Consider the following 23126-nt stretch of genomic DNA (forward strand, 5'->3'; position numbering starts at 1 on the left):
TATACCGACAAACAGATTAATAATAAAGCAAACAACCAGGAATAATCTGCAATAAACGGCATGATGGAAGAAATGAATCAGAAAATAAACAGCCCCGCCGCGTTACGCTTTTCGGGGCTGTGACTTATCAGGGGATTTTTTCCAGCATCAGTCCGGCGCGTAAGCCAAACGCCACCGCCGGATTGGGGAAGAGAACATACTCGGTCGGCTTTTGTACTTCATAGCGCTCCTCCCCGTCCTCCGCCAGTAAAACGCCCTGACGGAACGGCGTAAAGTTCAGGGTATGCGCGGCCATATGCAGCACAAAGGCCTCGCTGCGGCGGGTGATCTGTTGCACCACCCGGTACTGTTCGACAGGAGCAACATGCTGCTCGGGTGCCTCACCGCTCAGCAGGGCATACAGCGCCCGATGAGTCGTGGCGAAGCGGGTCAGATCGTTATGGCCGAACGGCAGCGCTTTGCCCAGTTCCAGCGTACAGGCCAGGGCGCCAAAGCGCTCACAGGTGAAATGGGTGAAGGTGCCCCCCGGGGCCTGATGAAAGACCAGCGCTTCCAGCCCGGCATCGCCGAGCCACTGAATAAACGCCTCATCCCAGGGCTGACTGCGCTGGGGCAGCACGCCAAAGCGCTCATGATACGAGGCGCGAATAGCGGTATGCAGATCGAGATGCCAGCGATCGGACCCCGCCTGCTGGTAAAACGCCTCTACCCGTGCCTCCAGTAACGCCGCCCGTTCGGTCTCCTCGCAGGCCGGAAACTGCGCCCCGCGCCCGCTGAACAGGCGGTTGATATCGCAGGTCAGGTAGCGCTTGCCCGCCCTCAGCGCAGGTGGATTGCCATAGATGACCAGCAGGCGGCAGCGCAGCGTCAGCTCGCCGCGAAACAACGTCCTGACCAGCAGGTCGACAATTTCTACCGGCGCCGTTTCGTTGCCGTGTATCCCGGCAGAGAGCACCAGGGCTCGCTCGCTCTCTGCCTCCGGGATCAGCTCCAGCACGCCGCGTGCCAGCCAGCGCCAGTGAAACGAAGCCCCTTTGCCCTCCCGTCGGGCGGGCGTTTCATTGGCCATGTTCAGCGCCAGAAAGTTTTCCATAACGCCTCCTTTATTGCTGGAACGGATAGACGGAGCCCAGTTGCAGAATGCGGGTCAGCGCATCCAGCGCTTCGCGCCCTTCTCGTAAAAGCTGCGGATCGATCAGGTCGGCCTGGGTCAACCGATCGCGATAGTAGCGATCCACCCAGTCGTTAAGCGTGTTGAACAGGGTATCGTTCATCATCACCGCCGGGTTAACCGCCCGCTGCTCCTCAGGGGTGAGCACCAAGCGCAGGCGCAGACAGGCCGGACCGCCGCCGTTGGCCATGCTTTCGCGCAGATCGAACACCCGCAGCTCGCTGATGGGGTTATCCTCTGCCACCAGCTGATTCAGATAGCGCCAGACGCCAGGATGGTTCTGCGACTCCTGGGGTAGCACCAGCATCATGCTGCCGTCGTCACGGCTCAGCAGCTGGCTGTTAAAGAGATAGGTTGCCACCGCATCCTGCACCGAAACGGCTTCCGTCGGCACCTCAATCGGCATAAATCCGGGCACGCGATTGCCAAGGGCGTGCAGCAGCGCTGACTGCTGAACAAACGCCTGCTCGTGGCAGAACAGCACCTGGCGATTCGAGACCGCAATCACGTCGTTATGGAACACCCCCTGGTCGATCACCAGCGGGTTTTGCTGGGCAAACATCAGCTGGCCCGGATTGACCTGATTCAGGCGGGCAACGGCCTGGCTTGCGGCCAGGGTCTGACGGGCCGGGTAACGGGCAGGCGCGGGGCCTGTCCCCTCATCACGACCATAGACAAACAGCTGCAAACCCGGCTCGCCATAATCGCCGCCAAGACGGTTATGGTTAGCCGCCCCTTCGTCGCCGAACATCGCCACCTGCGGCAGCGCTGTATGGACACTGAATCGGGACTCATCGCGGCAAATAGCCCGCAGCACCTGTTCCGTAGTGCCAGCTTCACTGGCGCGGTGGAACTTGTTGTTCAGGTTCGCCACCGTCAGATGCACTTTTCCATCGAGGGTATCTGCGGAGGGGGCCACCGTCGCGGCGTTGGCAACCCACATGGAGGAGGCCGAACTGGCGGCAGAGAGCAGCTGCGGCATCTGGGTGCCCGCTTTCTCCACTACCTGCTCGTCGCTGCCGGTAAACCCGAGCTGGCGCAGGACGGGGACGTTAGGCCGCTCCTGCGGCGGGATCACCGCCTGAGGAAAACCCGCATCCGCCAGCGCCTTCATTTTTAACAACCCCTGCTTTGCCGCCAGCCGCGGGTTGGAGATCTGAAAACGGTGTTTTGTGGAGGCCTCATTGCCGAACGACAGTCCGGCATAGTGGTGGGTTAACCCCACCAGCCCGTCGAAGTTAACTTCACGCGCTTTCATGACGCTTCTCCCGTGTAAAATCGAGGCCCGGATTCAGCTGCTCCGGCAGGACGATGGCCGGCGTCTCCAGGCTTGCCATCGGCCAGGCGCAGTAGTCTGCCGCATACCAGGCGCTGGCACGATGGTTGCCGGAGGCGCCCACCCCGCCAAACGGGGCGGTACTGGCCGCGCCGGTGAGAGGTTTGTTCCAGTTGACGATCCCGGCGCGTGCCTCCAGCAGCAGCTGATCAAATTTCTCACGATCCGGGGAGATCAGCCCACATGACAGGCCGTAGCGCGTGGCGTTTGCCATCGCGATGGCCTGGTCAAAGTCGTCATAGCGCCAGACGCAGAGCAGCGGGCCGAAGACCTCTTCGTCCGGCACACCGCTCACGCCAGTCATCTCGACGATTGCCGGGGTTAATAAAGAGGTTCCCGCCTTCACCAGCCGCGGCTCGAGCAGCGACTGGCCGCCGCGGGCGACATGTTCCCGCCAGGCGTGATAGACATTTTTTGCCGCCTGTTCGGAAATCAGCCCGCCGATGAACGGCTGGTCGCTGGCATCCCACTCGCCCGGCAGCAGCCGCCCACTCACCTCAACCAGACGGGCCAGGAAAGCATCCCCTTCAGCGCCCCGTTTGACCAGCAGCCGACGGGCGCAGGTACAGCGCTGCCCGGCGGTAATAAAGGCCGACTGGATGGTCAGGTGGACCGCGGCATCGATATCTGCCGGATCGTCAACGATCAGCGCATTGTTGCCCCCCATCTCGAGGGCGAGAATTTTTTCCGGCTGCCCGGCCAGCTGGCGGTGCAGCTGATAGCCGGTGCCGGCGCTGCCGGTAAACAGCAGCCCGTCAATGTCGCTCAACGCACTCAGCGTCTGACCGGTTTCGCGCCCGCCCTGCACCAGGTTGAGCACCCCCGGCGGCAGCCCGGCCTGCTCCCACAGTTTGACCACCGCCTCGCCGCTCCAGGGCGTCAGCTCGCTCGGCTTGAAGATCACCGTATTACCCGCCAGCAGGGCGGGCACGATGTGGCCGTTCGGCAGGTGGCCGGGGAAGTTATAGGGACCGAACACCGCCAGCACGCCGTGCGGACGGTGGCGCAGCGTGGCGGCCCCGTCCGCCATCTCGGTACGCTGTTCGCCGGTGCGGGTGTGGTACGCCTTGATTGAAATGGCGACCTTGTTGATCATCGCGGTAATTTCGGTTGCCGCCTCCCAGCGCGGTTTGCCGGTTTCGCGGGCAATAATGCTGGTCAGCTCCTGCTTATTCGTCTCCAGCAGGGTGGCAAATTTCTCCACGATGGCCTGGCGAGCGCTGAACGGCAGCTTCGCCCAGCCGGGGAACGCGGCGCGCGCGGCGCGGCACGCCTGCTCAACCTGCCCGGGACTGGCATCCGCTCCCTGCCATAATCTCTCCTGCCCCACCGGGTTGTGTTTGCTGCGAAGTTCACCTTCGCCGGTTACCCAGTCACCGTTAATCCATAAGTTCATACCGTTTTCTCCTCGGGGCACAGACGCACCATGCGAATACGATCGCCAGCGCAACATTTCAGGGCATCCAGTTGCGCTGCGGTCAGCACCAGACGTTCACATTCGGGGTCCACGCGGATCAGCGTGGCGCGATAGCTGTCATATTGTTCGTTCGCCACCAGGCAGGCCGGAAATTCGCCCGGCGCGGGCTGCCCCTCGGCCACCTCCACCAGACGGCTTTTACGGATCGCCCGCACCCGGTCGATATCACACTCCAGCGTCGGACCGCCGTCGAAGATGTCGACATAGTTACGGTAGCGGAAGCCCTCTTTTTCCAGCACCGCCCGCGCCGGAGCGGTGTGCGGATGGACCTCGCCAATTACCGCCTGCGCCTCGGGGCTGAGGAAATGGGTGTAGATAGGATGTTTTGGCATCAGCTCGGCAATAAAGGCTTTCTGCCCGGTGCCGCACAGGTAGTCGGCCTTGCTGAACTCCATGGAGAAGAAGCGCTCGCCCAGGCTTTTCCAGAACGGCGAGAAGCCGGTTTCGTCGATGACGCCGCGCATCTCGGCCACCACTTTTTCGTTAAAGCGATCGCGGAAGGCGGCCATAAACAGAAATCGCGATTTGGAGAGCAGATAGCCGTTGCCCTCCTTGCGCCAGTCGGGATCAAGAAACAGGCTGCAAAGTTCGCTGCTGCCGGTGTGATCGTTGCTGAGGAACAGCGTCGGCAGTGCGTTGTAGACGTTCAGCTCTTTCGAGGCATGCACCAGAGTGCCCACACGGTAGTTATACCAGGGATCGTTCAGACCTACCGCCACCTCAATGGCGCAGATCCCCGCCACGGTTCCGCTGTCGGTATCTTCCAGCACAAACATGTAGCCCTGTTCGCCTTTCGGCAGCGTCCCTTGCCAGGTCTCGATGGAGCGCTCAATGCGCGCCGAGAGCGTGTTTTCATCAACGGGAAGCGAGGTCAGCCCACCTCCTGTTTTACCGGCAAGCTGCATGAGGGCGGATAAATCCCCGCGCTCAATGGGACGGATGACCATCATGATGACACCCCGGACTTCACCTGTTCGCAGGCCAGCGCAAAGCGATCTAACCCGGTCCGCACCTCTTCTTCGCTGACAACCAGCGCAGGCGCGAAGCGCACCACGTTAGCCCCGGCGATCAAGACCATTACGCCCGCTTTTGCCGCTTCCTGTGAAATGAGTTTAGCTTTTCCGGCGAATTCATCCGTGAGCACGCAGCCAATCAGCAGCCCCAGACCGCGAATCTCTTTAAACAGGCCGGTTTTGCTGTTAATGGCCTGAAGACGCTCAACAAACCAGTCGTGACGCTGCTTCACGCCGTTCAGCACTTCCGGCGTGTTGATGATGTCCAGCACCTGACTTGCCACCGCCGATGCCAGCGGGTTGCCGCCGTAGGTGGTGCCGTGGGTGCCGACGGTCATCACCCGGGCAAATTTATCGGTGGTGAGCATTGCCCCGACCGGGAAGCCGCCGCCCAGCGCTTTGGCGGTGGAGAGCACATCCGGCGTCACGCCGTAGTGCATATAGGCATAAAGCTCACCGGTACGCCCGACGCCGGTCTGGACTTCATCGAAAATCAGCACCGCGTTGTGGCGATCGCACAGCTCGCGCAGCCCCTGCAGGAACGCTTTATCGGCAGGCACAACGCCGCCTTCGCCCTGCATCGGCTCGACGATCACCGCGCAGGTGGACTCATCAATCAGCTCGCTGGCGGACTGCAGATCGTTATAGACCGCGTGGCGGATATCCGGTGGCAGCGGCGCGAAATCCTGCGAATAGGAAGGCTGACCGCCCGCGCTGACGGTAAACAGCGTGCGACCGTGGAAGGCATTTTTGAAGGCGACGATGCCGCTTTTCTGGCTGCCAAAATTGTCGTGCGCATATTTACGCGCCAGCTTCAGCGCCGCTTCGTTGGCCTCAGCGCCTGAGTTACAGAAGAACACTTTTTCGGCGAAGGTGGCGTCGATCAGTTTTTTCGCCAGCCGCAGCGCCGGTTCGTTGGTGTAGCCGTTGCCGGTGTGCCAGAACTTCGCCGCCTGGTCGTTCAGCGCCTGGCGCAGCGCCGAATGGGCGTGGCCCAGAGCGTTAACCGCAATACCTCCGGCGAAGTCGATATACTCTTTGCCCTGCTGATCCCACAGGCGCGAGCCCTCTCCCCGTACCGGAATAAAAGCCGCCGGGGCGTAAACCGGCATCATCCATTCATCAAAGTTTTCACGCGTAATTGACAGAGACATAGCGACCTCATCCGGTAAATAAAAGGTTGATAAAATGTTAAATATTTATGTGTTTGCCCTGTGAATGTAGATTGCAGCGTTCGTGCCAGCCAGCGATAAAAATGCATAAACGGGAGGGGGTAACGAAATATCAACAGGTTACAACATGGATTTATTCACTGTTATTGCATAAAAAGTGAATATTTTTACAACAAGCGCAGCTTTACCGAAGGAAAAACAGAAATATTATGCATAGGCAAAATATAATTCTGGAATTGTGATCGCTCGCGAAATTTGTATACCTTTTACGCGCCATCGGAGGGCGTAACGCGCAAGAACGGTGCAGAAATTGCACTATCGGCAGGATTTGTTGCAGTAATGGGTGGAACATACGCAGCGGCGGCAGTCAGCGGGAGGAAATTCTGCTACCATCCTTGCACTAATCACCTTGCACTGGCAGCGACTATGAAATTTGTCTCTTTTAATATCAACGGCCTGCGCGCCCGTCCTCATCAACTGCAGGCCATCGTCGAAAAACATCAGCCTGACGTCATTGGCCTGCAGGAGACAAAAGTTCACGACGATATGTTCCCTCTCGAAGAGGTGGCAAAACTGGGTTACAACGTCTTCTATCACGGTCAAAAAGGTCATTACGGCGTGGCGCTGCTCACCAAAGAGACACCAGTCTCGGTGCGACGCGGCTTCCCGGGAGACGGTGAAGATTCCCAGCGCCGCATCATCATGGCGGAAATACCCACGCCGCTTGGCAACATCACCGTCATCAATGGTTACTTCCCGCAGGGCGAGAGCCGTGACCACCCGCTGAAATTCCCGGCCAAAGAGAAGTTCTACCGGGACCTTCAGTCCTTCCTCGAAACCGAGCTGAAGAAAGACGATCCGGTGCTGATCATGGGCGACATGAATATCAGCCACACCGATCTGGATATCGGCATCGGTGAAGAGAGCCGCAAGCGCTGGCTGCGCGCCGGGAAGTGCTCCTTCCTGCCGGAGGAGCGCGAGTGGATGGCCCGTCTGATGGATTGGGGTCTGGTGGATACCTTCCGCCACGCCAACCCGGAGACCCAGGATCGCTTCTCATGGTTCGATTACCGCTCTAAGGGCTTTGACGATAACCGCGGCCTGCGCATCGATCTGCTGCTGGCAAGCAGCCCGCTGGCGGAGCGCTGCATCGAAACCGGGATCGACTACGAAATTCGCAGCATGGAAAAACCGTCCGACCATGCCCCGGTCTGGGCGACCTTCGACGTGAAGTAAATGGCTGTACGTCGCGGTAAAGTTCTGCTTATTTGCGCCCTTCTGGGCGCTTTTACCCTTCTCTTTAAGCTACTGCCGCCCGGAACGCTGACGCTGGAAAACCTTCAGGCGCAGCATCAGGCCCTGCAGCAATACTGCCAGCAGGCCCCGCTGCAAAGCGCCATACTCTTTTTCCTTCTCTATGTGCTGGTCACTACCCTGTCGCTGCCGGGCGCCGCGGTGTTGACCCTGCTCGGCGGGGCGCTGTTTGGCCTGTGGCCGGGGATCCTGCTGGTGTCGTTCGCCTCGACGCTGGGGGCCACGCTGGCGATGCTGAGCAGCCGCTACCTGCTGCGGGACTGGGTGCAGCGCCGTTTTGCCGGGCCAATGCGCACGGTTAACGACGGTGTCTCGCGGGACGGGGCGTTCTACCTCTTTGCCCTGCGCCTGATGCCGCTGTTTCCGTTCTTTATGGTCAACCTGCTGGCCGGGATCGCCCCGATCGGATTGTGGCGCTACTGGTGGGTCAGTCAGCTCGGCATGTTGCCAGGGGCAATCGTCTATCTTAATGCCGGACACCAGCTGGGGCAGATCGCCGCGCTGCGTGATATCCTTTCCCCCGGCGTGGTCATTGCCTTTACGCTACTGGGGCTGCTGCCGCTTATCACCCGCTGGCTGTTCGCCCGCTTTTCCCGCACTTCTTCATAACAGAGAGGCACTATGCGCCGTGTGCGTTTTTGCATGTTGTTAACGGGCCTGCTGATGGCAGGACACGCGCTGGCCGATGACGGCTGGCAGAAAATCAAAGAGGATGCCCGCGGCCAGACCGTCTGGTTTAACGCCTGGGGCGGCGATGAGGCGGTGAACCGCTACCTGGACTGGGTGAGCGGGGAGATGAAAAGCCACTACGCCATAAACCTGAAGATTGTCCGTCTGGCGGATGCCGCTGACGCGGTGAAGCGCATCCAGACCGAGGCCAGCGCCGGGCGTAAAACCAACGGTTCGGTGGATCTGCTGTGGGTCAACGGTGAGAACTTCCGCACCCTCAAAACCGCCGGGCTGTTGCAGACCGGTTGGGCGCAAATGCTCCCTAACTGGCGCTATGTGGATACCACGAAACCGGTCACCGAAGATTTTGCCATCCCGATCGAGGGAGCCGAGTCTCCGTGGGGCAGCGCGCAACTGACCTTTATCGCCAGCCGCAAGAGCCTGCCGCAACCGCTGGCTGACCCGCAGGCGCTGCTGACGTACGCCACGCAACATCCCGGCACCGTCACCTACCCACGGCCGCCCGACTTTACCGGCACCGCGTTTCTGGAACAACTGCTGCTGACGCAAACCACCCAGCCGGAGGCGCTGAAACAGCCGCCGGACAGCGCCACCTTTGCGGCGGTCACCGCTCCGCTGTGGGCCTGGCTGGATAAGCTACATCCTTATCTGTGGCGCGAGGGCAAAGACTTCCCGCCTTCACCGGCGCGGATGGATGCCCTGCTGGCCAGCGGCAATTTAAACCTGTCGATCACCTTTAACCCGGCCCACGCCCGGCAGAAAGTGGCCAGCAAAGCGCTGCCCGCAGACAGCTACAGCTTTGGTTTTCAGCAGGGGATGATCGGCAACGTACACTTTGTGGCGATCCCGGCCAACGCCTCCGCCAGCGCGGGGGCGAAAGTTGTCGCGAATTTCCTGCTCTCGCCGCAGGCACAGATCCGCAAGGCGGACCCGGCTAACTGGGGCGATCCCACTGTGCTGGATCCACAGAAACTCCCGGCGGCAGAGGCGGAGAAATTGCGCCAGTTTATGCCGGCTGAGCTTCCGCCAACGCTCGCTGAACCACATGCCGCCTGGGTGAATGCGCTGGAGCAGGAATGGCTGCGTCGTTACGGCACCCACTAAGCGGGCTTGCCTGGGTGCTGATGGCGGCGGTGTACCTGCCGCTGCTGCCCGCCTTCGGCCTGCTGCTGCCCCCGATCTTCTCCCTTGAGAACTGGCGGGCGCTGGCCGCCGATCCGCAGATCCCGCAGGCGCTGGCCGCCACTCTGGTTTCCACCCTGATTGCCGCCGCCGGGGCGCTGATGCTGGCCCTCGCGGTGGTGGCCGCGCTGTGGCCTGGCAGCCGCTGGCGACGCCTGTGCAACCACCTGCCGTGGCTGCTGGCGATCCCGCACGTGGCGTTTGCCGTCAGCGTGCTGCTGATATTTGCCGAAGGGGGAGAACTCTACCGCCTCTGTTCGCTCTGTTCACCGATAGTGGATCGCTACGGGATCGGGCTGGGGCTGACCCTCGCCGTCAAGGAGAGCGCCTTTGTGGTCTGGGCGATTTACGCCTCGCTGCCGGAAAAAGAGCTGGCGCAAAAGGTGACGATCCTGCGATCGCTGGGTTACGGACGCTGGCAGGCGCTGCGCTGGCTGATCTTGCCCGCCATTGCGCCTGCGCTGGGGGCGGTGATGCTGGCGGTGATCGCCTGGTCGCTGTCGGTGGTGGATGTGGCCCTGATCCTCGGGCCGGGTAATCCTCCCACGCTGGCAGTGCTGGCGTGGCAGTGGCTGACGCAGGGGGACAGCGTCCAGCAGGCGAAGGGGATGCTGGTCTGCGTGATCCTGCTTCTGCTGCTGGAGCTGATTGCCATCGCGATATTTATCAGCTGGCGGCGCTGGCGCACCACCATTCCGGCCATCTCCGGGGAGCGCCCGATGCCGCGTCCGCTGCTTCTGGGGCGAGCCTGCGGCCTGCTGCTCCCCCTGGCCGGGATCGCCAGCATCGCGGTGCTGGTTCTGATCGCGGGAAATGCCAGCGTTTCGCGGGAGACGGCCGGGATGAGCCTGACGCTGGGGCTGCTCTCAGCGGGGATAGCGCTGGGGATGATCCTCCTCTGGCTCGAAAGGGGCCCGCAGCGCGGGGGCTTCTGGGTCTGGCTGCCGCTGGCCCTTCCCGCCCTGCCACTGGTGGCCGGGCAGTACCGGCTGGCGCTGCTGTTGCAGCTGGACGGGCAGTTTGTCGCCGTGCTGTGGGGACATTTGTTGTGGGTGCTGCCGTGGATGCTGCTGGTGATGCAACCGGCCTGGCGCAGGCTCGATCCGCGTATGATCCTGACAGCCCGCACCCTCGGCTGGGGATCGCTTAAAATTTTCTGGCTGATCAAATGCCCCCAGATGATCCGCCCGGCACTGACGGCGTTTGCCGTCGGCTTTTCCGTCAGCGTGGCGCAGTATCTGCCCACCCTGTGGCTGGGGAGCGGACGGTTTGCCACCCTCACCACCGACGCGGTAGCGCTCAGCAGCGGCGGCAGTAGCGCGGTGCTGGCAGCCCAGGCGCTCTGGCAACTGCTGCTGCCGATGCTGGTTTTCGCCGCCTGCATTTTGCTTTCCCGGCTGGTTGGCCGTTTTCGACAGGGGTTACGTTAATGCTGATGGTTAAGGATGTTTCGCTCTCACTGCGCCAGACGGCGCTGCTGCACAACGTCAGTTTTTCGGTGGTGCCCGGCGAAATTCTCACCCTGATGGGTCCTTCCGGCAGCGGCAAATCGTCGCTGTTTGCCTGGATGGTGGGCGCCCTGCCCGCTGATTTTCACGCCGAAGGGGAGCTTTGGATCAACGCCCGGCGCTGCGACACGCAGCCCACCGAACAGCGCGGGCTGGGTCTGCTGTTTCAGGATGCACTGCTTTTTGATCATTTCAGCGTCGGACAGAATTTGCTGCTGGCGCTTCCGGCGTCCATCAAAGGGGAGCAGCGTAAACAGCAGGTAATCGCGGCGCTGGATGCCGCCGATTTGCCCGGTTTCTTTCAGCGCGATCCCGCCACGCTGTCCGGCGGGCAGCGTGCCCGCGTAAGCCTGCTGCGCGCGCTGCTGGCCCGGCCCCAGGCGCTGCTGCTTGATGAACCCTTTAGCCGACTGGATAAAACGCTGCGCGACCAGTTTCGCCGCTGGGTCTTTGCCGAAGTGCGTGCCCGGCGCATTCCCGTCGTTCAGGTGACCCACGATGAAGAGGATATTTCCGCAGAGGGCCGGGTGCTGGTGATGGAAAACTGGCGATGAATCCCATGGCAACCTGCGCAAACGCAACGTTTTTTGTCGGGAGGATTGCCACAATCACCGCTCTTTTTTCTTACGACGGGCATTTCGATGAAACGTGTTTCTCAACTGACCGCGCTGACCGCCGCGTTAGGTCTCGCCTCTTTCTTTTCTTTTGCCGCTGATATGGCGCCCTCCCTCACACTTTCAGAGCTTCAGCAGCAGAAAGGCGCGGTGATCGATACCCGCATTAGCGCCTTTTACAACGGCTGGCCCCAGACGCTGAATGGCCCATCCGGACATGAACCTTCGGCCCTTAACCTCTCTGCCAACTGGCTGGATGCCATGACCGAGGCGCAGCTGAAAGCCTGGGCCATGCGGCATCAACTGACGCTGGCCACCCCCATCGCGTTATATGGCAGCGACAGCGATAACCAGGCCGTGAAGGCGCGGCTGACTGAAGCGGGCTTCAGCAACATCACCCTGCTCGATGATGCCCTGCAAACCCCGTCTCGCCTGCAGCGTCTCGCCCATTTCGAACAGCTGGTCTATCCCCAGTGGCTGCATCAGCTCCAGCAGGGAAAACCGGTCCCTGCCTCTCCTGCCGGCGAGTGGAAAGTGATTGAAGCCGCCTGGGGTGCGCCGAAATTTTATCTGCTGAGCCATATTCCCGGTGCGGACTATATCGATACCAACGAAGTGGAAAGCGAGCCGCTGTGGAACAAGGTCTCTGATGCCGATCTGAAGGCGATGCTGGCGAAACACGGCATCCGCCATGACACCACGGTGATCCTCTACGGACGCGATGTCTACGCCGCCGCGCGCGTGGCGCAGATCATGCTGTATGCCGGCGTGAAAGATGTACGCCTGCTGGACGGCGGCTGGAAAGCGTGGGATGACGCGAAGCTGCCGGTCGAGCGCGGCACGCCCGACAATGTCAAACCCGCCGCCGATTTTGGCGCACCGATCCCTGGTCAGCCGCAGCTGATGCTGAGCACCGAACAGGCCCGCGGCCTGCTGCATCGTCAGGACGCTTCGCTGGTGAGCGTTCGCTCGTGGCCGGAGTTTACCGGTGTCACCAGCGGCTACAGCTACATCAAACCCAAAGGTGAAATCCAGGGCGCCCGCTGGGGCCACGCCGGAAGCGACTCGACCCATATGGAGGATTTCCATAACCCGGACGGCACCATGCGCAGCGCGGATGATATCGCCAGGATGTGGAAGCAGTGGAACATTCTGCCGGATCAGCAGGTGGCCTTTTACTGCGGCACCGGCTGGCGGGCATCAGAAACCTTTATGTATGCCCGGGCGATGGGCTGGAAAAATGTCGGCGTCTATGACGGCGGCTGGTATGAGTGGAGCAGCAATCCGCAGAACCCGGTGGTGAGCGGTGAACGCGGGCCAGACAGTTCACTCTGATCCCGGCTGGCGCTGAATCTCCTTCAGCGTCAGATACCCGCTCCAGATGCGCGTTGTGGTGGTAAGCCAGCACAACGCGCCAAACACCCACGCCAGCCACCCGAAATGCGCCGGGAACAGGCAAAAGAGCACGAACAGCAGCAGCGTTTCCGTCCCCTCCGTCAGGCCACCCAGATAGTAAAACGACTTGTGGGCATAGCCTGGATTGTCTATCTCGTGCTTTGCGGCCAGGGCGGCAAACGCCAAAAAACTGCTCCCGGTGCCGATAAAGGCAAACAGCAGCCAGGCGGCTGGCAACGCATTAACCGCCGGATCGGCCAGCGCGAACCCAAAGGGCACCAGGGCATAAAACAGAAAATCGAGGGCGATATCGAGAAAGCCTCCGGCATCGGTTAATCCACGCCGCCGTGCCAGCGCACCGTCCAGCCCGTCCAGCAAGCGGTTCAGCACAATGGCCACCAGCGCCGCCAGGTACCAGCCCAGCGCCAGAAACGGCAGCGCCAGTACCCCGATGGCAAAGCCGATCAGCGTAATACCATCCGGGGTGATGCCCGGTTTATCCAGGGTTGCGACCAGCCGGTTGAGTAGCGGCTTGATGCGCGGATGAAGGTGACGGTCAAGCATCGGGTTTTTCTCCTCTCATCGCGCATAATCCCTGGGAGGGGATATCCAGCGCCGCGTTAAATCGGGCGGATAAATTTTGAAAACCAATCAGCGCCGTCATCTCGGTAATCGCCTCGTCATTGAAGTACTTGCGCAGCGCCACTTTGGTGGCCTCATCCACCACCGGCGGCGTGGCGGTAACGGCTTCCGCATAGGCCAGCGCGGCGCGCTCTTCTTCGCTGAACAGGCTGCTGTCGCGCCATGTCGCGACGGCCTGCACCTTATCCAGCCCGCCGCTGCGTTCCGCTAGGCGCAGCGCGTTGGCATCGATGCAAAAGGCGCAGTGGCAAATTTGCGAGACGCGGGTCATCAGCAGCGAACGCAGCACCGGCTCAAGGGGCGATTTTTTGCGTTCCAGAAAGCCTACAAACAGCGCCACCAGCCAGAACAGCCGGGGCATTCTTCCCCACCAGCGCAGCGGATTAAGCACTGCGCCATAATGTTTTTTCTGCATTGCCGCGACAGGCGTTAGAATGGTGGGGATGGATTCGATGGGTTTAACCCAGACGGGTGGTCTCTCGTTCACAGGATGCTCCTGGCGTGTTAAGTGCGCAGATCCTAACTCTTTTTCTTTTATTCATTATTGACGACCATGCTAAAAACACTCGATGTTGTCTGCGCTATTCTCGAACGGGATGGCAAAATTTTACTGGCGCAGCGTCCGCTGCATGCGGATCAGCCCGGTCTGTGGGAGTTTGCCGGGGGGAAAGTGGAGGCGGGGGAAACCCAGCCCGCGGCGTTAGTGCGTGAACTGCGCGAGGAGTTAGGCATTGAGGCCTGCCCCGCAAAGTATATCGCCAGCCATCAACGGGAAGTGTCGCAGCGGCTGATTAACCTACACGCCTGGCACGTCGCGGAATTCAGCGGCACGCCGGAAACGCGCTATCACAGCCAGTTAGTATGGTGTTCACCGCACGAGGCGCTGGATTACAACCTCGCCCCGGCGGATATCCCTTTGTTACAGGCGTTTATTCTCTTACGCGACGCCACACCAGCGGATTCGTACTCAGAGCGTTAGGATCGCGCTGGCACTGCAACAGGACCCCCTCGGCTTTTACCACCGCCCCTTCTGAATAGTTCTGTTCCTGATAGATGCAGCACTGGTTACACGGCGGTGGACGCTGACCGCTGGAGCTAAAGATCTCCGGCGGGATATTCACATCCACCCCGGTTCCAAACCGCTGGTCGGCCTGACTGCCAGCCGCGAAAACCCCAAGCAAAACAGCCATCACAATACGCTTCATCGACGCTTCTTCCTGTTATGTTCTGATATTCACTATAACGGTAAAAACAGCGCGGAGCTTTAATCCCCCCTCGGTCATCGTTTTTTATTATGACCCGGCGCGTTTAATGAATTTAACTTGAGGACGAAATTTAGCTTGCGTCACAAAGCCTGTCGGGTGGTATAGTCGAAAAACACAACATCACGAAGATATTTGTTACAAATTAAATAATCCCAATATATTAGAGGAACTTATAGTTATGGACCAGGCTTGCTCCCTTGACTCCTTTCTGAATCGTGTTCAGCAGCGTGACCCGCATCAGAGCGAATTTGCTCAGGCAGTCCGTGAAGTGATGACCACTCTCTGGCCATTTCTGGAACAAAATCCCCGCTATCGTCAGATGTCCCTGCTTGAGCGCCTGGTTGAACCCGAGCGTGTGATCCAGTTCCGCGTGGTCTGGGTTGATGACCGCAACCAGGTACAGGTTAACCGTGCCTGGCGCGTACAGTTCAACTCGGCGATCGGCCCATTCAAGGGGGGCATGCGTTTCCATCCGTCGGTAAACCTGTCGATTCTGAAGTTCCTCGGCTTTGAACAGACCTTTAAAAATGCCCTCACCACCCTGCCGATGGGCGGCGGCAAAGGCGGCAGCGATTTTGATCCAAAAGGCAAAAGCGAAGGCGAAGTGATGCGTTTCTGCCAGGCGCTGATGACGGAACTCTATCGTCACCTGGGCGCCGACACCGACGTCCCAGCTGGCGATATCGGGGTTGGCGGACGCGAAGTGGGCTTTATGGCCGGGATGATGAAAAAACTCTCCAACAACAGCGCCTGCGTCTTTACCGGGAAAGGCCTCTCCTTCGGCGGCAGCCTGATCCGCCCGGAAGCCACCGGTTACGGTCTGGTCTATTTCACTGAAGCGATGCTGAAGCGTCATGGGATGAGCTTTGAGGGCATGCGTGTCGCCGTATCCGGCTCTGGCAACGTGGCTCAGTACGCTATCGAAAAAGCGATGCAGTTCGGCGCGCGCGTCATTACCGCCTCCGACTCCAGCGGCACCGTGGTGGATGAAGCGGGCTTCACAACCGAAAAACTGGCGCGCCTGTGCGAAATCAAAGCCAGCCGCGACGGTCGCGTGGCCGACTATGCCCGTGAATTCGGTCTGACCTACCATGAAGGCAAACAGCCGTGGTCAGTGCCGGTAGATATCGCCCTGCCTTGCGCCACCCAGAACGAACTGGATGTTGATGCCGCGCGACAGCTGATCGCCAACGGCGTGAAAGCGGTGGCTGAAGGGGCCAATATGCCCACCACCATTGAAGCCACCGACCTGTTCCTGGAAGCGGGCGTGCTGTTCGCACCGGGTAAAGCGGCTAACGCAGGCGGCGTGGCGACCTCTGGCCTCGAGATGGCGCAAAACGCCGCGCGTATGGGCTGGAAGGCGGAGAAAGTGGATGCACGTCTGCATCACATCATGCTGGATATTCACCACGCCTGCGTCGAGTACGGCGGGGAAGAGAAGCAGACCAACTACGTTCGCGGCGCGAACATCGCCGGGTTTGTGAAGGTGGCGGATGCGATGATGGGTCAGGGTGTGATCTAAGCCTTCACTGCGGATGCTACGCCGGGCGGCGCTGGCGCTTGCCCGGCCTACGGTTCGTGCTTTGTAGGCCGGGTAAGGCGTAGCCGCCACCCGGCAATGCTTTACGCCGCACTCTTCTTCTTAAACTTTTTCTTCTTATCGCCGCCCGGCGCCACCATACCGCGAAAATCCCTCACCGACGTGTTTCGCGCCTGGTTGATCAGATCGAACAACGTGCCCACCAGCGGCTGCATAAAGTCCTGATAGCGACACTGCTTTTCACTGATCTGGGTCAGCACCGATTCCCAATGGGCGGTCATGTCCGGCCTGGCGGCCATCTCCGGCAGAGAGTGGATCAGCGCCCTTCCGGCATCCGTTGAGTGGATATAACGTCCTTTCTTATGCAGAAAACCACGTTTGAACAGCAGCTCAATGATCCCGGCGCGGGTCGCTTCAGTTCCCAGCCCGTCAGTGGCGCGGAGGATCTTCTTCAGATCTTTATCCTGCACAAAGCGGGCGATACCGGTCATCGCGGAGAGCAGCGTGGCGTCGGTAAAGTGCCGCGGCGGCTGGGTCTGTCGCTCCACCACTTCGCCCTTCTCGCACAGCAGCTCATCGTCCTTTTTCACCACCGGCAGCGGCGTGCCGTCGTTCTCCTCGTCCCGCTCTTTATTGCCCAGCAGCGCGCGCCAGCCCGCTTCGGCGAGGAAACGCGCCTTGGCAATAAACTTGCCTTTGGCGATCTCCAGCTCAATGACGCACTTGCGGAACACCGCATCGGGGCAGAACTGCATCAGATACTGACGGGCCACGAGGTTATACACCTTCGATTCGTTATCCGTGAGACTGACATTGCTACTGCGGGCCGTCGGGATAATGGCGTGGTGGGCATCCACCTTTTTATCGTCCCAGCAGCGGTTGCGGGTATCCGGGTTGACCGCCGGCTGTGGCACGAGATCGGGGGCGTGTACGGCAATGGCGTTCAGCACCGCGTGGCGGCCGGCGAAATGCTCTTCCGGCAGGTAGCGGCTGTCGGAACGCGGGTAGGTAATGAGTTTGTGCGTTTCATACAGCTTCTGGCAGATATCGAGCACGTTTTGCGCGCTCAGGCCGTAGCGTTTTGCCGCCTCAATCTGCAAAGCAGAAAGGGAGAACGGCAGCGGCGCGGGTTCTGATTCCCGTTTATCGTTATAGCTGGTGACGACGGCGGGCTGACCCTGGATGCGGGTCACCACGTGATCGGCCAGCGGACGATGCAGCAGGCGTCCCTCTTCATCCTGATAGGGTTCGCAGGCCTCGCTCGGCTGCCAGACTGCGGTAAAGCGTTCGTCCTTCGGGGTGACAATATGGGCTTTTACTTCGAAGAAGTCTTTGGCGACAAAGTTCTCGATCTCTTCGTCGCGACGCACCACCAGCCCCAGCACCGGCGTCTGCACCCGGCCCACCGAGAGCACCCCCTGATAACCCGCGTTGCGCCCGAGAATGGTATAGGCGCGGGTCATGTTGATGCCGTAGAGCCAGTCAGCGCGGGCGCGGGCCAGCGCCGACACGCACAGCGGGACAAACTCGCTGTTGGCGCGCAGACGGGTGATGGCCCGCTCTACCGCCTGCGGGTTAAGGTCGTTAATCAGACAGCGCTGCACCTGCTGGCGTTTTTCCGGCGCGAGGTTCAGGTAATCCAGCACCTCGTCCACCAGCAGTTGCCCTTCCCTGTCCGGGTCACCGGCGTGGATCACCTCGGATGCCTCGTTCAGCAACCGCTTAATGACGTTGAGCTGTTTGGTGACCGACGGGCGCGGCTGCAGCTGCCACTTCTCCGGCACGATGGGCAGATCGTTAAGATTCCAGCGCGCATAGCGGCTGTCGTAGGCATCCGGCTGGGCCTGCTCCAGCAGGTGGCCGATACACCAGGTGACCACCTGCCCGTTTCCGCACTCAATGTAGCCGTCACCCTTGCGATGCGGTTTGGGTAATACATCCGCAATTGCCCGGGCGAGGCTGGGTTTTTCGGCAATAAATAACCGCATTGAATTAACGGATCTCAATCATCGGACGGCCACCGCGGGCGGTCACCAGCTCGCCAATGGCGGTCAGGGTGATACCGTACTCGGCGGCGGTCGCGCGCACCGCCTCTTCGGCGTCTGGCGTCACGGCCAGCAGCAGGCCGCCGGAGGTCTGCGGATCGCACAGCAGATCGCGCCATTCGGCAGGCATCTCGCCCATCAGATGGCCGTAGCTGGCGAAGTTACGCTGTGTGCCACCCGGGACCGCGCCTTGCGCAATGTAGGCTTCCACGCCAGACAGCTTCGGCACGTCCTGATACCAGACCTGTGCCTGAACACCTGCGCCCTGGCACACTTCGCTCAGGTGGCCCAGCAGGCCAAAGCCGGTGACGTCGGTCATCGCCTTCACCCCCTCGATGTTGGCAAAGGCAGCACCAGCAAGGTTCATCTGGCACATCACCTCGGTCGCCAGCCCTTTGTGCTCAGGCAACAGCAGCGATTTTTTCTCGGCGGTGGTGAGCACGCCAATGCCCAGCGGCTTGGTGAGGAACAACTTGCAGCCCGCTTCCGCGGTGCTGTTACGCTTGACGCGCTCCGTGGGCACCACGCCGGTCACCGCCAGGCCAAAAATCGGCTCCGGGGCGTCAATGGAGTGGCCACCCGCCAGGGCGATCCCGGCCTGCTGACAGGCGAAACGCCCGCCCTCGATCACGTCGCGGGCGATCTCCGGGGCCAGGGTGTTAATCGGCCAGCCAAGGATCGCAATCGCCATGATCGGCTTACCGCCCATCGCAAAAATGTCGCTGATGGCGTTCGTGGCCGCAATGCGCCCGAAGTCGTAGGGATTGTCGACGATCGGCATAAAGAAATCGGTGGTGCTGATAATGCTGGTGCCGTTACCCAGATCGTAGACGGCAGCATCATCGCGGGTTTCATTGCCAACAAGCAGGTTCGGGTCGATAAACTTCGCCTGCTCGCTGTGCAGAATGGTTTCCAGCACTTTGGGGGAAATTTTACAACCGCAACCGGCTCCATGGCTGTATTGCGTTAAACGAATGGCTTGCTCGCTCATGACAATCTCCTTTCATTACAATTGCACTATGTTAGCGCTCATTCCATTAAGTGATAAGTATGACTGTCTGAATTCTGCTGCACTTGCTCAGGATCCAGACAGTTTTATGCCATTAATCAGAAACGGGTGACAAAAGGCACGGTGTCGGGCACGGAAACGGTGGTGGAAGCTTTGAGCTGCGGGGTGCCCAGATAGAGGAAACCGACGATTTTATCGTCTGCGCCACACTCCAGGCCTTCGCGAACCACCGGGCTGTCGGCCAGTGCGCCGCTGCGCCAGATACCGTTATAGCCCTGGGCGACCGCCGCCATCTGCATCGCCATCACTGCACAGCCCGCTGACATCTCCTGCTCCCACACCGGCACCTTGTGCTGCGGCTGGCATTTCGCGACCACTGCGATAATCATCGGGGCGCGGAACGGTGCGTTACGGGCTTTCTCAATCGCTTTTTCATCCTGCCCGGCGGCAACAGCGCCCTTCTCCAGCAGGGTGCTGAAGCGCTCGCGCCCTTCCCCTTCGATGATAAAGAAGTGCCACGGCTGCAAGGTACCGTGATCCGGGGCGCGCATTCCGGCGCGAAGAATATTCTCCAGCTGTTCGCCTGCTGGCGCGGGCTCCGCCAGACGCGCTGCGCTACGACGGTTAACAAGCAGTTCGAGTGCATCCATTGGGTTAACTCCTGTCTTGAAATTTACCCAAAATTAACACGACGGCAGATTTTGTTACAGCGTAGCAGGCGATTCCTGCTGACAAGTGACGGTCGGGTCATTACGATAGCCCGACAACGCCGTCCAGTAGCGACGGAATAGGTAATTATCTGGACAGGGAGAATACATGCGAACCCTCTGGCGACTGTTTGCCGGCTTTTTTAAATGGACGTGGCGACTGCTGAATTTCGTCCGCAACCTGGTGATGAACCTCTTTTTCATCCTGTTTGTGATAGTTTGCGTCGGTGTCTGGATGCACCTCAGCGCCTCCAGCCAGAGTCAGAGCGCCGGACGTGGCGCGCTGCTGCTGGATATCGCCGGCGTGGTGGTGGATAAACCATCCACCAGCAATCGCCTTGGCGTGCTGGGCCGCCAGCTGTTTGGCGCCAGCGGCGACCGTCTGCAGGAAAACTCCCTGTTCGATATCGTCGACGCCATTCGTCAGGCGAAGGACGATCGCAACATTACCGGCATTGTGCTGGATCTGAAGAATTTTGCCGGGGCGGATCAGCCTTCGATGCAGTATATCGGTAAAGCGCTGCGGGAATTCCGCGACAGCGGCAAACCGGTGATTGCGGTGGGCGATAACTACAGCCAGGGGCAATACTATCTGGCGAGCTTTGCCAATAAAGTGTGGCTCTCGCCGCAGGGCGCCGTCGATCTGCACGGTTTTGCCACTAACGGCCTCTATTACAAATCGCTGCTTGATAAGCTGAAGGTTACCACCCACGTCTTCCGCGTCGGGACCTATAAATCTGCCGTTGAGCCATTTATCCGCGACGATATGTCCCCTGCCGCTCGTGAAGCGGACAGCCGCTGGATTGGCGAACTGTGGCAGAACTACCTCAGCACCGTGGCCGCTAACCGCCAGATCACCACCGAGCAGGTCTTCCCGGGCGCCCAGGGCGTGCTGGATGGGCTGCGTAAGGTTGATGGCGATACCGCGAAATATGCGCTGGATAACAAGCTGGTGGATGCCCTGGGCTCAAGCGCCGAAATTGAAAAGTTCCTGACCAAACAGTTCGGCTGGAGCAAAGAAGAGAAGAACTACAGCGCCATCAGTTTCTATGATTATCAGGCGAAAAAACGAGCCGATACCGGGGACAGCATCGCTGTGGTCTTCGCGAACGGCGCGATCATGGATGGCGAAGAGACGCCGGGCAACGTTGGGGGCGATACCACTGCCGCGCAGATCCGCGACGCGCGCCTCGACCCGAAAGTGAAAGCGATTGTGTTGCGGGTTAACAGCCCGGGCGGCAGCGTCAGCGCATCGGAAGTGATCCGCGCTGAGCTGGCAGCCGCGCGCGCCGCCGGGAAACCGGTAGTGGTCTCCATGGGCGGTATGGCGGCATCCGGGGGTTACTGGATCTCCACCCCGGCGAACTACATCGTGGCGAACCCGAGCACCCTTACCGGCTCGATTGGCATCTTCGGGGTGATTAACACCGTTGAAAACAGCCTCGACTATCTGGGGGTGCATACCGATGGCGTCGCCACGTCGCCGCTGGCCGACATCGCGGTGACCAAAGCGTTACCGCCGGAAGTGTCGCAGATGATGCAGCTCAACATTGAGAACGGCTATAAGCGCTTTATCACCCTGGTGGCCGACTCCCGTAAGCGAACCCCGGAACAGATCGACCAGATTGCTCAGGGTCATGTCTGGACGGGTCAGGATGCGAAGAGCAACGGTCTGGTGGATAACCTGGGCGACTTCGATGATGCCGTCGCCAAAGCCGCTGAACTGGCGAAGCTGAAGCAGTGGCACGTCGATTTCTATCAGGATGAGCCAACCTTCATGGATCTCGTGATGGACAGCGTCTCCGGCTCGGTAAAAGCCATGCTGCCAGACGCGCTGCAGGCTTACCTGCCCGCTCCGGTCGCCACGGCGGCGAAAGCGGTCAAAGCCGAGGGCGACAAGCTGGCCGCCTTTAACGATCCGCAAAACCGCTACGCGTTCTGCCTCACCTGCGCTAACGTACGTTAAATCTCATCCCCTCTTCCACAAAGAGGGGATTTTTCTTTGAAGCCCAAGAACATTACATCATGCAAAAGAAATCAATTTATGTGGCCTATACCGGCGGTACCATCGGTATGCAGCGTTCAGAAAATGGCTACATCCCGGTATCTGGCCACCTGCAGCGCCAGCTGGCATTAATGCCTGAATTCCACCGCCCGGAGATGCCGGACTTCACCATTCACGAGTATGATCCGCTGATGGACTCTTCCGACATGACCCCGGAAGACTGGCAGCACATCGCCGACGACATTAAAGCGCATTACGACGACTACGATGGCTTTGTGATCCTGCACGGCACCGACACCATGGCGTTTACCGCCTCGGCGCTCTCTTTTATGCTGGAAAACCTCAGTAAGCCGGTGATCGTCACCGGCTCGCAGATCCCGCTGGCGGAGCTGCGTTCCGACGGCCAGATCAATCTGCTTAACTCCCTGTACGTGGCGGCCAATTTCCCGATTAACGAAGTGAGCCTGTTCTTCAATAACCGGCTCTACCGCGGCAACCGTACCACCAAGGCCCACGCGGACGGCTTTGACGCCTTTGCCTCACCCAACCTCACGCCACTGTTGGAAGCGGGTATTCATATTCGCCGCCTCGGTACGCCTCCGGCGCCGCACACCTCCGGCGAGCTGGTGGTCCATCCGATCACCCCGCAGCCGATTGGCGTGGTGACGATCTACCCGGGCATCTCCGCTGAGGTGGTACGTAACTTCCTGCGTCAGCCGGTGAAAGCGCTGATCCTGCGCTCCTACGGCGTGGGTAACGCCCCGCAGAACGGCGAGTTCCTGAAAGAACTTCAGGAGGCGAGCAGCCGCGGGATTGTGGTGGTGAACCTGACCCAGTGTATGTCCGGTAAAGTGAACATGGGCGGCTACGCCACCGGTAACGCCCTGGCGCAAGCGGGGGTAGTGAGCGGATTCGATATGACGGTAGAGGCTACCCTGACTAAACTTCACTACTTACTCAGTCAGGATCTGGATGTGCAGGCGATCCGCACCGCGATGATGCAAAACCTGCGTGGCGAACTGACGCCAGACGAATAAGGAG

Annotated in this window: 21 protein-coding genes; 10 read left to right on the forward strand and 11 right to left on the reverse strand. The window is 60.2% G+C overall.

Annotation, left to right across the window (positions count from 1 at the left end; genetic code table 11):
• Positions 1-127 precede the first annotated feature (127 nt).
• The 5 genes from astE to astC are packed head-to-tail and all read right to left on the reverse strand — an operon-like array spanning position 128 to position 6151.
• On the reverse strand, positions 128-1093 hold the full coding sequence (gene astE, locus C3406_RS11745; RefSeq protein WP_103823831.1) for a succinylglutamate desuccinylase: 966 nt from the start codon (positions 1091-1093) through the stop codon (positions 128-130).
• 10 nt (positions 1094-1103) lie between these two features.
• Positions 1104-2429, reverse strand: a complete 1326-nt coding sequence (gene astB / locus C3406_RS11750) for an N-succinylarginine dihydrolase (protein ID WP_103823830.1) — start codon at positions 2427-2429, stop codon at positions 1104-1106.
• Positions 2416-3903, reverse strand: coding sequence for a succinylglutamate-semialdehyde dehydrogenase (gene astD / locus C3406_RS11755; RefSeq protein ID WP_103823829.1), 1488 nt, complete (start codon positions 3901-3903; stop codon positions 2416-2418). The genes astB and astD overlap by 14 nt, the downstream gene beginning before the upstream one ends.
• A complete protein-coding gene (astA, locus tag C3406_RS11760; RefSeq protein WP_103823828.1) occupies positions 3900-4934 on the reverse strand; it encodes an arginine N-succinyltransferase in 1035 nt (344 codons plus the stop codon). Before astA ends, astD begins: the two co-directional genes overlap by 4 nt.
• Complete coding sequence (gene astC / locus C3406_RS11765; protein WP_103823827.1) at positions 4931-6151, reverse strand: succinylornithine/acetylornithine transaminase; 1221 nt, start codon at positions 6149-6151, stop codon at positions 4931-4933. Before astC ends, astA begins: the two co-directional genes overlap by 4 nt.
• A 444-nt stretch (positions 6152-6595) precedes the next feature.
• Between astC and xthA the strand changes: the two genes are divergently transcribed.
• From xthA to C3406_RS11795, 6 genes are all read left to right on the forward strand, one after another.
• A complete protein-coding gene (gene xthA, locus C3406_RS11770; protein WP_103823826.1) occupies positions 6596-7405 on the forward strand; it encodes an exodeoxyribonuclease III in 810 nt (269 codons plus the stop codon).
• Entirely contained in the window at positions 7406-8092 is a 687-nt protein-coding gene (locus C3406_RS11775; protein WP_103823825.1) for a TVP38/TMEM64 family protein, read from the forward strand.
• Positions 8093-8113: 21 nt separating this feature from the next.
• Positions 8114-9277, forward strand: a complete 1164-nt coding sequence (locus C3406_RS11780; protein ID WP_476629938.1) for an ABC transporter substrate-binding protein — start codon at positions 8114-8116, stop codon at positions 9275-9277.
• On the forward strand, positions 9250-10785 hold the full coding sequence (locus C3406_RS11785) for an ABC transporter permease family protein (RefSeq protein WP_103823823.1): 1536 nt from the start codon (positions 9250-9252) through the stop codon (positions 10783-10785). Before C3406_RS11780 ends, C3406_RS11785 begins: the two co-directional genes overlap by 28 nt.
• A complete protein-coding gene (locus C3406_RS11790; RefSeq protein WP_103823822.1) occupies positions 10785-11417 on the forward strand; it encodes an ATP-binding cassette domain-containing protein in 633 nt (210 codons plus the stop codon). Before C3406_RS11785 ends, C3406_RS11790 begins: the two co-directional genes overlap by 1 nt.
• 87 nt (positions 11418-11504) lie before the next feature.
• Positions 11505-12812, forward strand: coding sequence for a sulfurtransferase (locus tag C3406_RS11795; RefSeq protein WP_103823821.1), 1308 nt, complete (start codon positions 11505-11507; stop codon positions 12810-12812).
• Here C3406_RS11795 and C3406_RS11800 read toward each other — a convergent pair.
• Both C3406_RS11800 and C3406_RS11805 read right to left on the reverse strand, forming a co-directional pair.
• Complete coding sequence (locus tag C3406_RS11800; protein ID WP_103823820.1) at positions 12804-13436, reverse strand: CDP-alcohol phosphatidyltransferase family protein; 633 nt, start codon at positions 13434-13436, stop codon at positions 12804-12806. The two genes, C3406_RS11795 and C3406_RS11800, sit on opposite strands and share 9 nt — an antisense overlap.
• Positions 13429-14001, reverse strand: coding sequence for a carboxymuconolactone decarboxylase family protein (locus tag C3406_RS11805; protein WP_301563230.1), 573 nt, complete (start codon positions 13999-14001; stop codon positions 13429-13431). The genes C3406_RS11800 and C3406_RS11805 overlap by 8 nt, the downstream gene beginning before the upstream one ends.
• 66 nt (positions 14002-14067) lie before the next feature.
• Here C3406_RS11805 and C3406_RS11810 point away from each other — a divergent pair, with 66 nt between their 5' ends.
• Entirely contained in the window at positions 14068-14493 is a 426-nt protein-coding gene (locus C3406_RS11810; protein WP_103823819.1) for a pyrimidine (deoxy)nucleoside triphosphate diphosphatase, read from the forward strand.
• Here C3406_RS11810 and C3406_RS11815 read toward each other — a convergent pair.
• Entirely contained in the window at positions 14444-14719 is a 276-nt protein-coding gene (locus C3406_RS11815; RefSeq protein ID WP_103823818.1) for a YnjH family protein, read from the reverse strand. The two genes, C3406_RS11810 and C3406_RS11815, sit on opposite strands and share 50 nt — an antisense overlap.
• Positions 14720-14957: 238 nt before the next feature.
• On the opposite strand from C3406_RS11815, the gene gdhA reads away from it, so the two are divergent.
• Positions 14958-16301, forward strand: coding sequence for an NADP-specific glutamate dehydrogenase (gdhA, locus tag C3406_RS11820; RefSeq protein WP_103823817.1), 1344 nt, complete (start codon positions 14958-14960; stop codon positions 16299-16301).
• Between the two features lie 101 nt (positions 16302-16402).
• Here gdhA and C3406_RS11825 read toward each other — a convergent pair whose 3' ends face one another.
• The 3 genes from C3406_RS11825 to C3406_RS11835 all read right to left on the reverse strand — a co-directional run bounded on the left by C3406_RS11825 (position 16403) and on the right by C3406_RS11835 (position 20023).
• The gene (locus C3406_RS11825; RefSeq protein ID WP_103823816.1) at positions 16403-18307 is read right to left on the reverse strand and encodes a DNA topoisomerase III; all 1905 of its coding nucleotides are present in this window, start codon (positions 18305-18307) and stop codon (positions 16403-16405) included.
• A 4-nt stretch (positions 18308-18311) separates the two neighbouring features.
• Positions 18312-19355, reverse strand: coding sequence for a selenide, water dikinase SelD (selD, locus tag C3406_RS11830; protein ID WP_103823815.1), 1044 nt, complete (start codon positions 19353-19355; stop codon positions 18312-18314).
• Positions 19356-19471: 116 nt separating this feature from the next.
• Positions 19472-20023, reverse strand: a complete 552-nt coding sequence (locus C3406_RS11835; protein ID WP_103823814.1) for an NAD(P)H nitroreductase — start codon at positions 20021-20023, stop codon at positions 19472-19474.
• Between the two features lie 166 nt (positions 20024-20189).
• Between C3406_RS11835 and sppA the strand changes: the two genes are divergently transcribed.
• Positions 20190-22046 carry a signal peptide peptidase SppA gene (gene sppA / locus C3406_RS11840; RefSeq protein ID WP_103823813.1) on the forward strand — a complete coding sequence of 619 codons (1857 nt, stop codon included), beginning with the start codon at positions 20190-20192 and terminating at the stop codon, positions 22044-22046.
• Positions 22047-22105: 59 nt separating this feature from the next.
• The gene (ansA, locus tag C3406_RS11845) at positions 22106-23122 is read left to right on the forward strand and encodes an asparaginase (protein WP_103179260.1); all 1017 of its coding nucleotides are present in this window, start codon (positions 22106-22108) and stop codon (positions 23120-23122) included.
• Positions 23123-23126: the final 4 nt, after the last annotated feature.

Source organism: Leclercia sp. LSNIH8 (genome assembly GCF_002920195.1).
In the GTDB taxonomy this organism is placed as follows: Bacteria; Pseudomonadota; Gammaproteobacteria; order Enterobacterales; family Enterobacteriaceae; genus Enterobacter.

What these genes read in the sequence shown, in the direction of transcription:
- astE (WP_103823831.1), bottom strand. Translation starts at nt 1,093, where the DNA reads ATGGAAAACTTTCTGGCGCTGAACATGGCCAATGAAACGCCCGCCCGA.
- astB (WP_103823830.1), bottom strand. Translation starts at nt 2,429, where the DNA reads ATGAAAGCGCGTGAAGTTAACTTCGACGGGCTGGTGGGGTTAACCCAC.
- astD (WP_103823829.1), bottom strand. Translation starts at nt 3,903, where the DNA reads ATGAACTTATGGATTAACGGTGACTGGGTAACCGGCGAAGGTGAACTT.
- astA (WP_103823828.1), bottom strand. Translation starts at nt 4,934, where the DNA reads ATGATGGTCATCCGTCCCATTGAGCGCGGGGATTTATCCGCCCTCATG.
- astC (WP_103823827.1), bottom strand. Translation starts at nt 6,151, where the DNA reads ATGTCTCTGTCAATTACGCGTGAAAACTTTGATGAATGGATGATGCCG.
- xthA (WP_103823826.1), top strand. Translation starts at nt 6,596, where the DNA reads ATGAAATTTGTCTCTTTTAATATCAACGGCCTGCGCGCCCGTCCTCAT.
- C3406_RS11775 (WP_103823825.1), top strand. Translation starts at nt 7,406, where the DNA reads ATGGCTGTACGTCGCGGTAAAGTTCTGCTTATTTGCGCCCTTCTGGGC.
- C3406_RS11785 (WP_103823823.1), top strand. Translation starts at nt 9,250, where the DNA reads ATGGCTGCGTCGTTACGGCACCCACTAAGCGGGCTTGCCTGGGTGCTG.
- C3406_RS11790 (WP_103823822.1), top strand. Translation starts at nt 10,785, where the DNA reads ATGCTGATGGTTAAGGATGTTTCGCTCTCACTGCGCCAGACGGCGCTG.
- C3406_RS11795 (WP_103823821.1), top strand. Translation starts at nt 11,505, where the DNA reads ATGAAACGTGTTTCTCAACTGACCGCGCTGACCGCCGCGTTAGGTCTC.
- C3406_RS11800 (WP_103823820.1), bottom strand. Translation starts at nt 13,436, where the DNA reads ATGCTTGACCGTCACCTTCATCCGCGCATCAAGCCGCTACTCAACCGG.
- C3406_RS11810 (WP_103823819.1), top strand. Translation starts at nt 14,068, where the DNA reads ATGCTAAAAACACTCGATGTTGTCTGCGCTATTCTCGAACGGGATGGC.
- C3406_RS11815 (WP_103823818.1), bottom strand. Translation starts at nt 14,719, where the DNA reads ATGAAGCGTATTGTGATGGCTGTTTTGCTTGGGGTTTTCGCGGCTGGC.
- gdhA (WP_103823817.1), top strand. Translation starts at nt 14,958, where the DNA reads ATGGACCAGGCTTGCTCCCTTGACTCCTTTCTGAATCGTGTTCAGCAG.
- C3406_RS11825 (WP_103823816.1), bottom strand. Translation starts at nt 18,307, where the DNA reads ATGCGGTTATTTATTGCCGAAAAACCCAGCCTCGCCCGGGCAATTGCG.
- selD (WP_103823815.1), bottom strand. Translation starts at nt 19,355, where the DNA reads ATGAGCGAGCAAGCCATTCGTTTAACGCAATACAGCCATGGAGCCGGT.
- C3406_RS11835 (WP_103823814.1), bottom strand. Translation starts at nt 20,023, where the DNA reads ATGGATGCACTCGAACTGCTTGTTAACCGTCGTAGCGCAGCGCGTCTG.
- sppA (WP_103823813.1), top strand. Translation starts at nt 20,190, where the DNA reads ATGCGAACCCTCTGGCGACTGTTTGCCGGCTTTTTTAAATGGACGTGG.
- ansA (WP_103179260.1), top strand. Translation starts at nt 22,106, where the DNA reads ATGCAAAAGAAATCAATTTATGTGGCCTATACCGGCGGTACCATCGGT.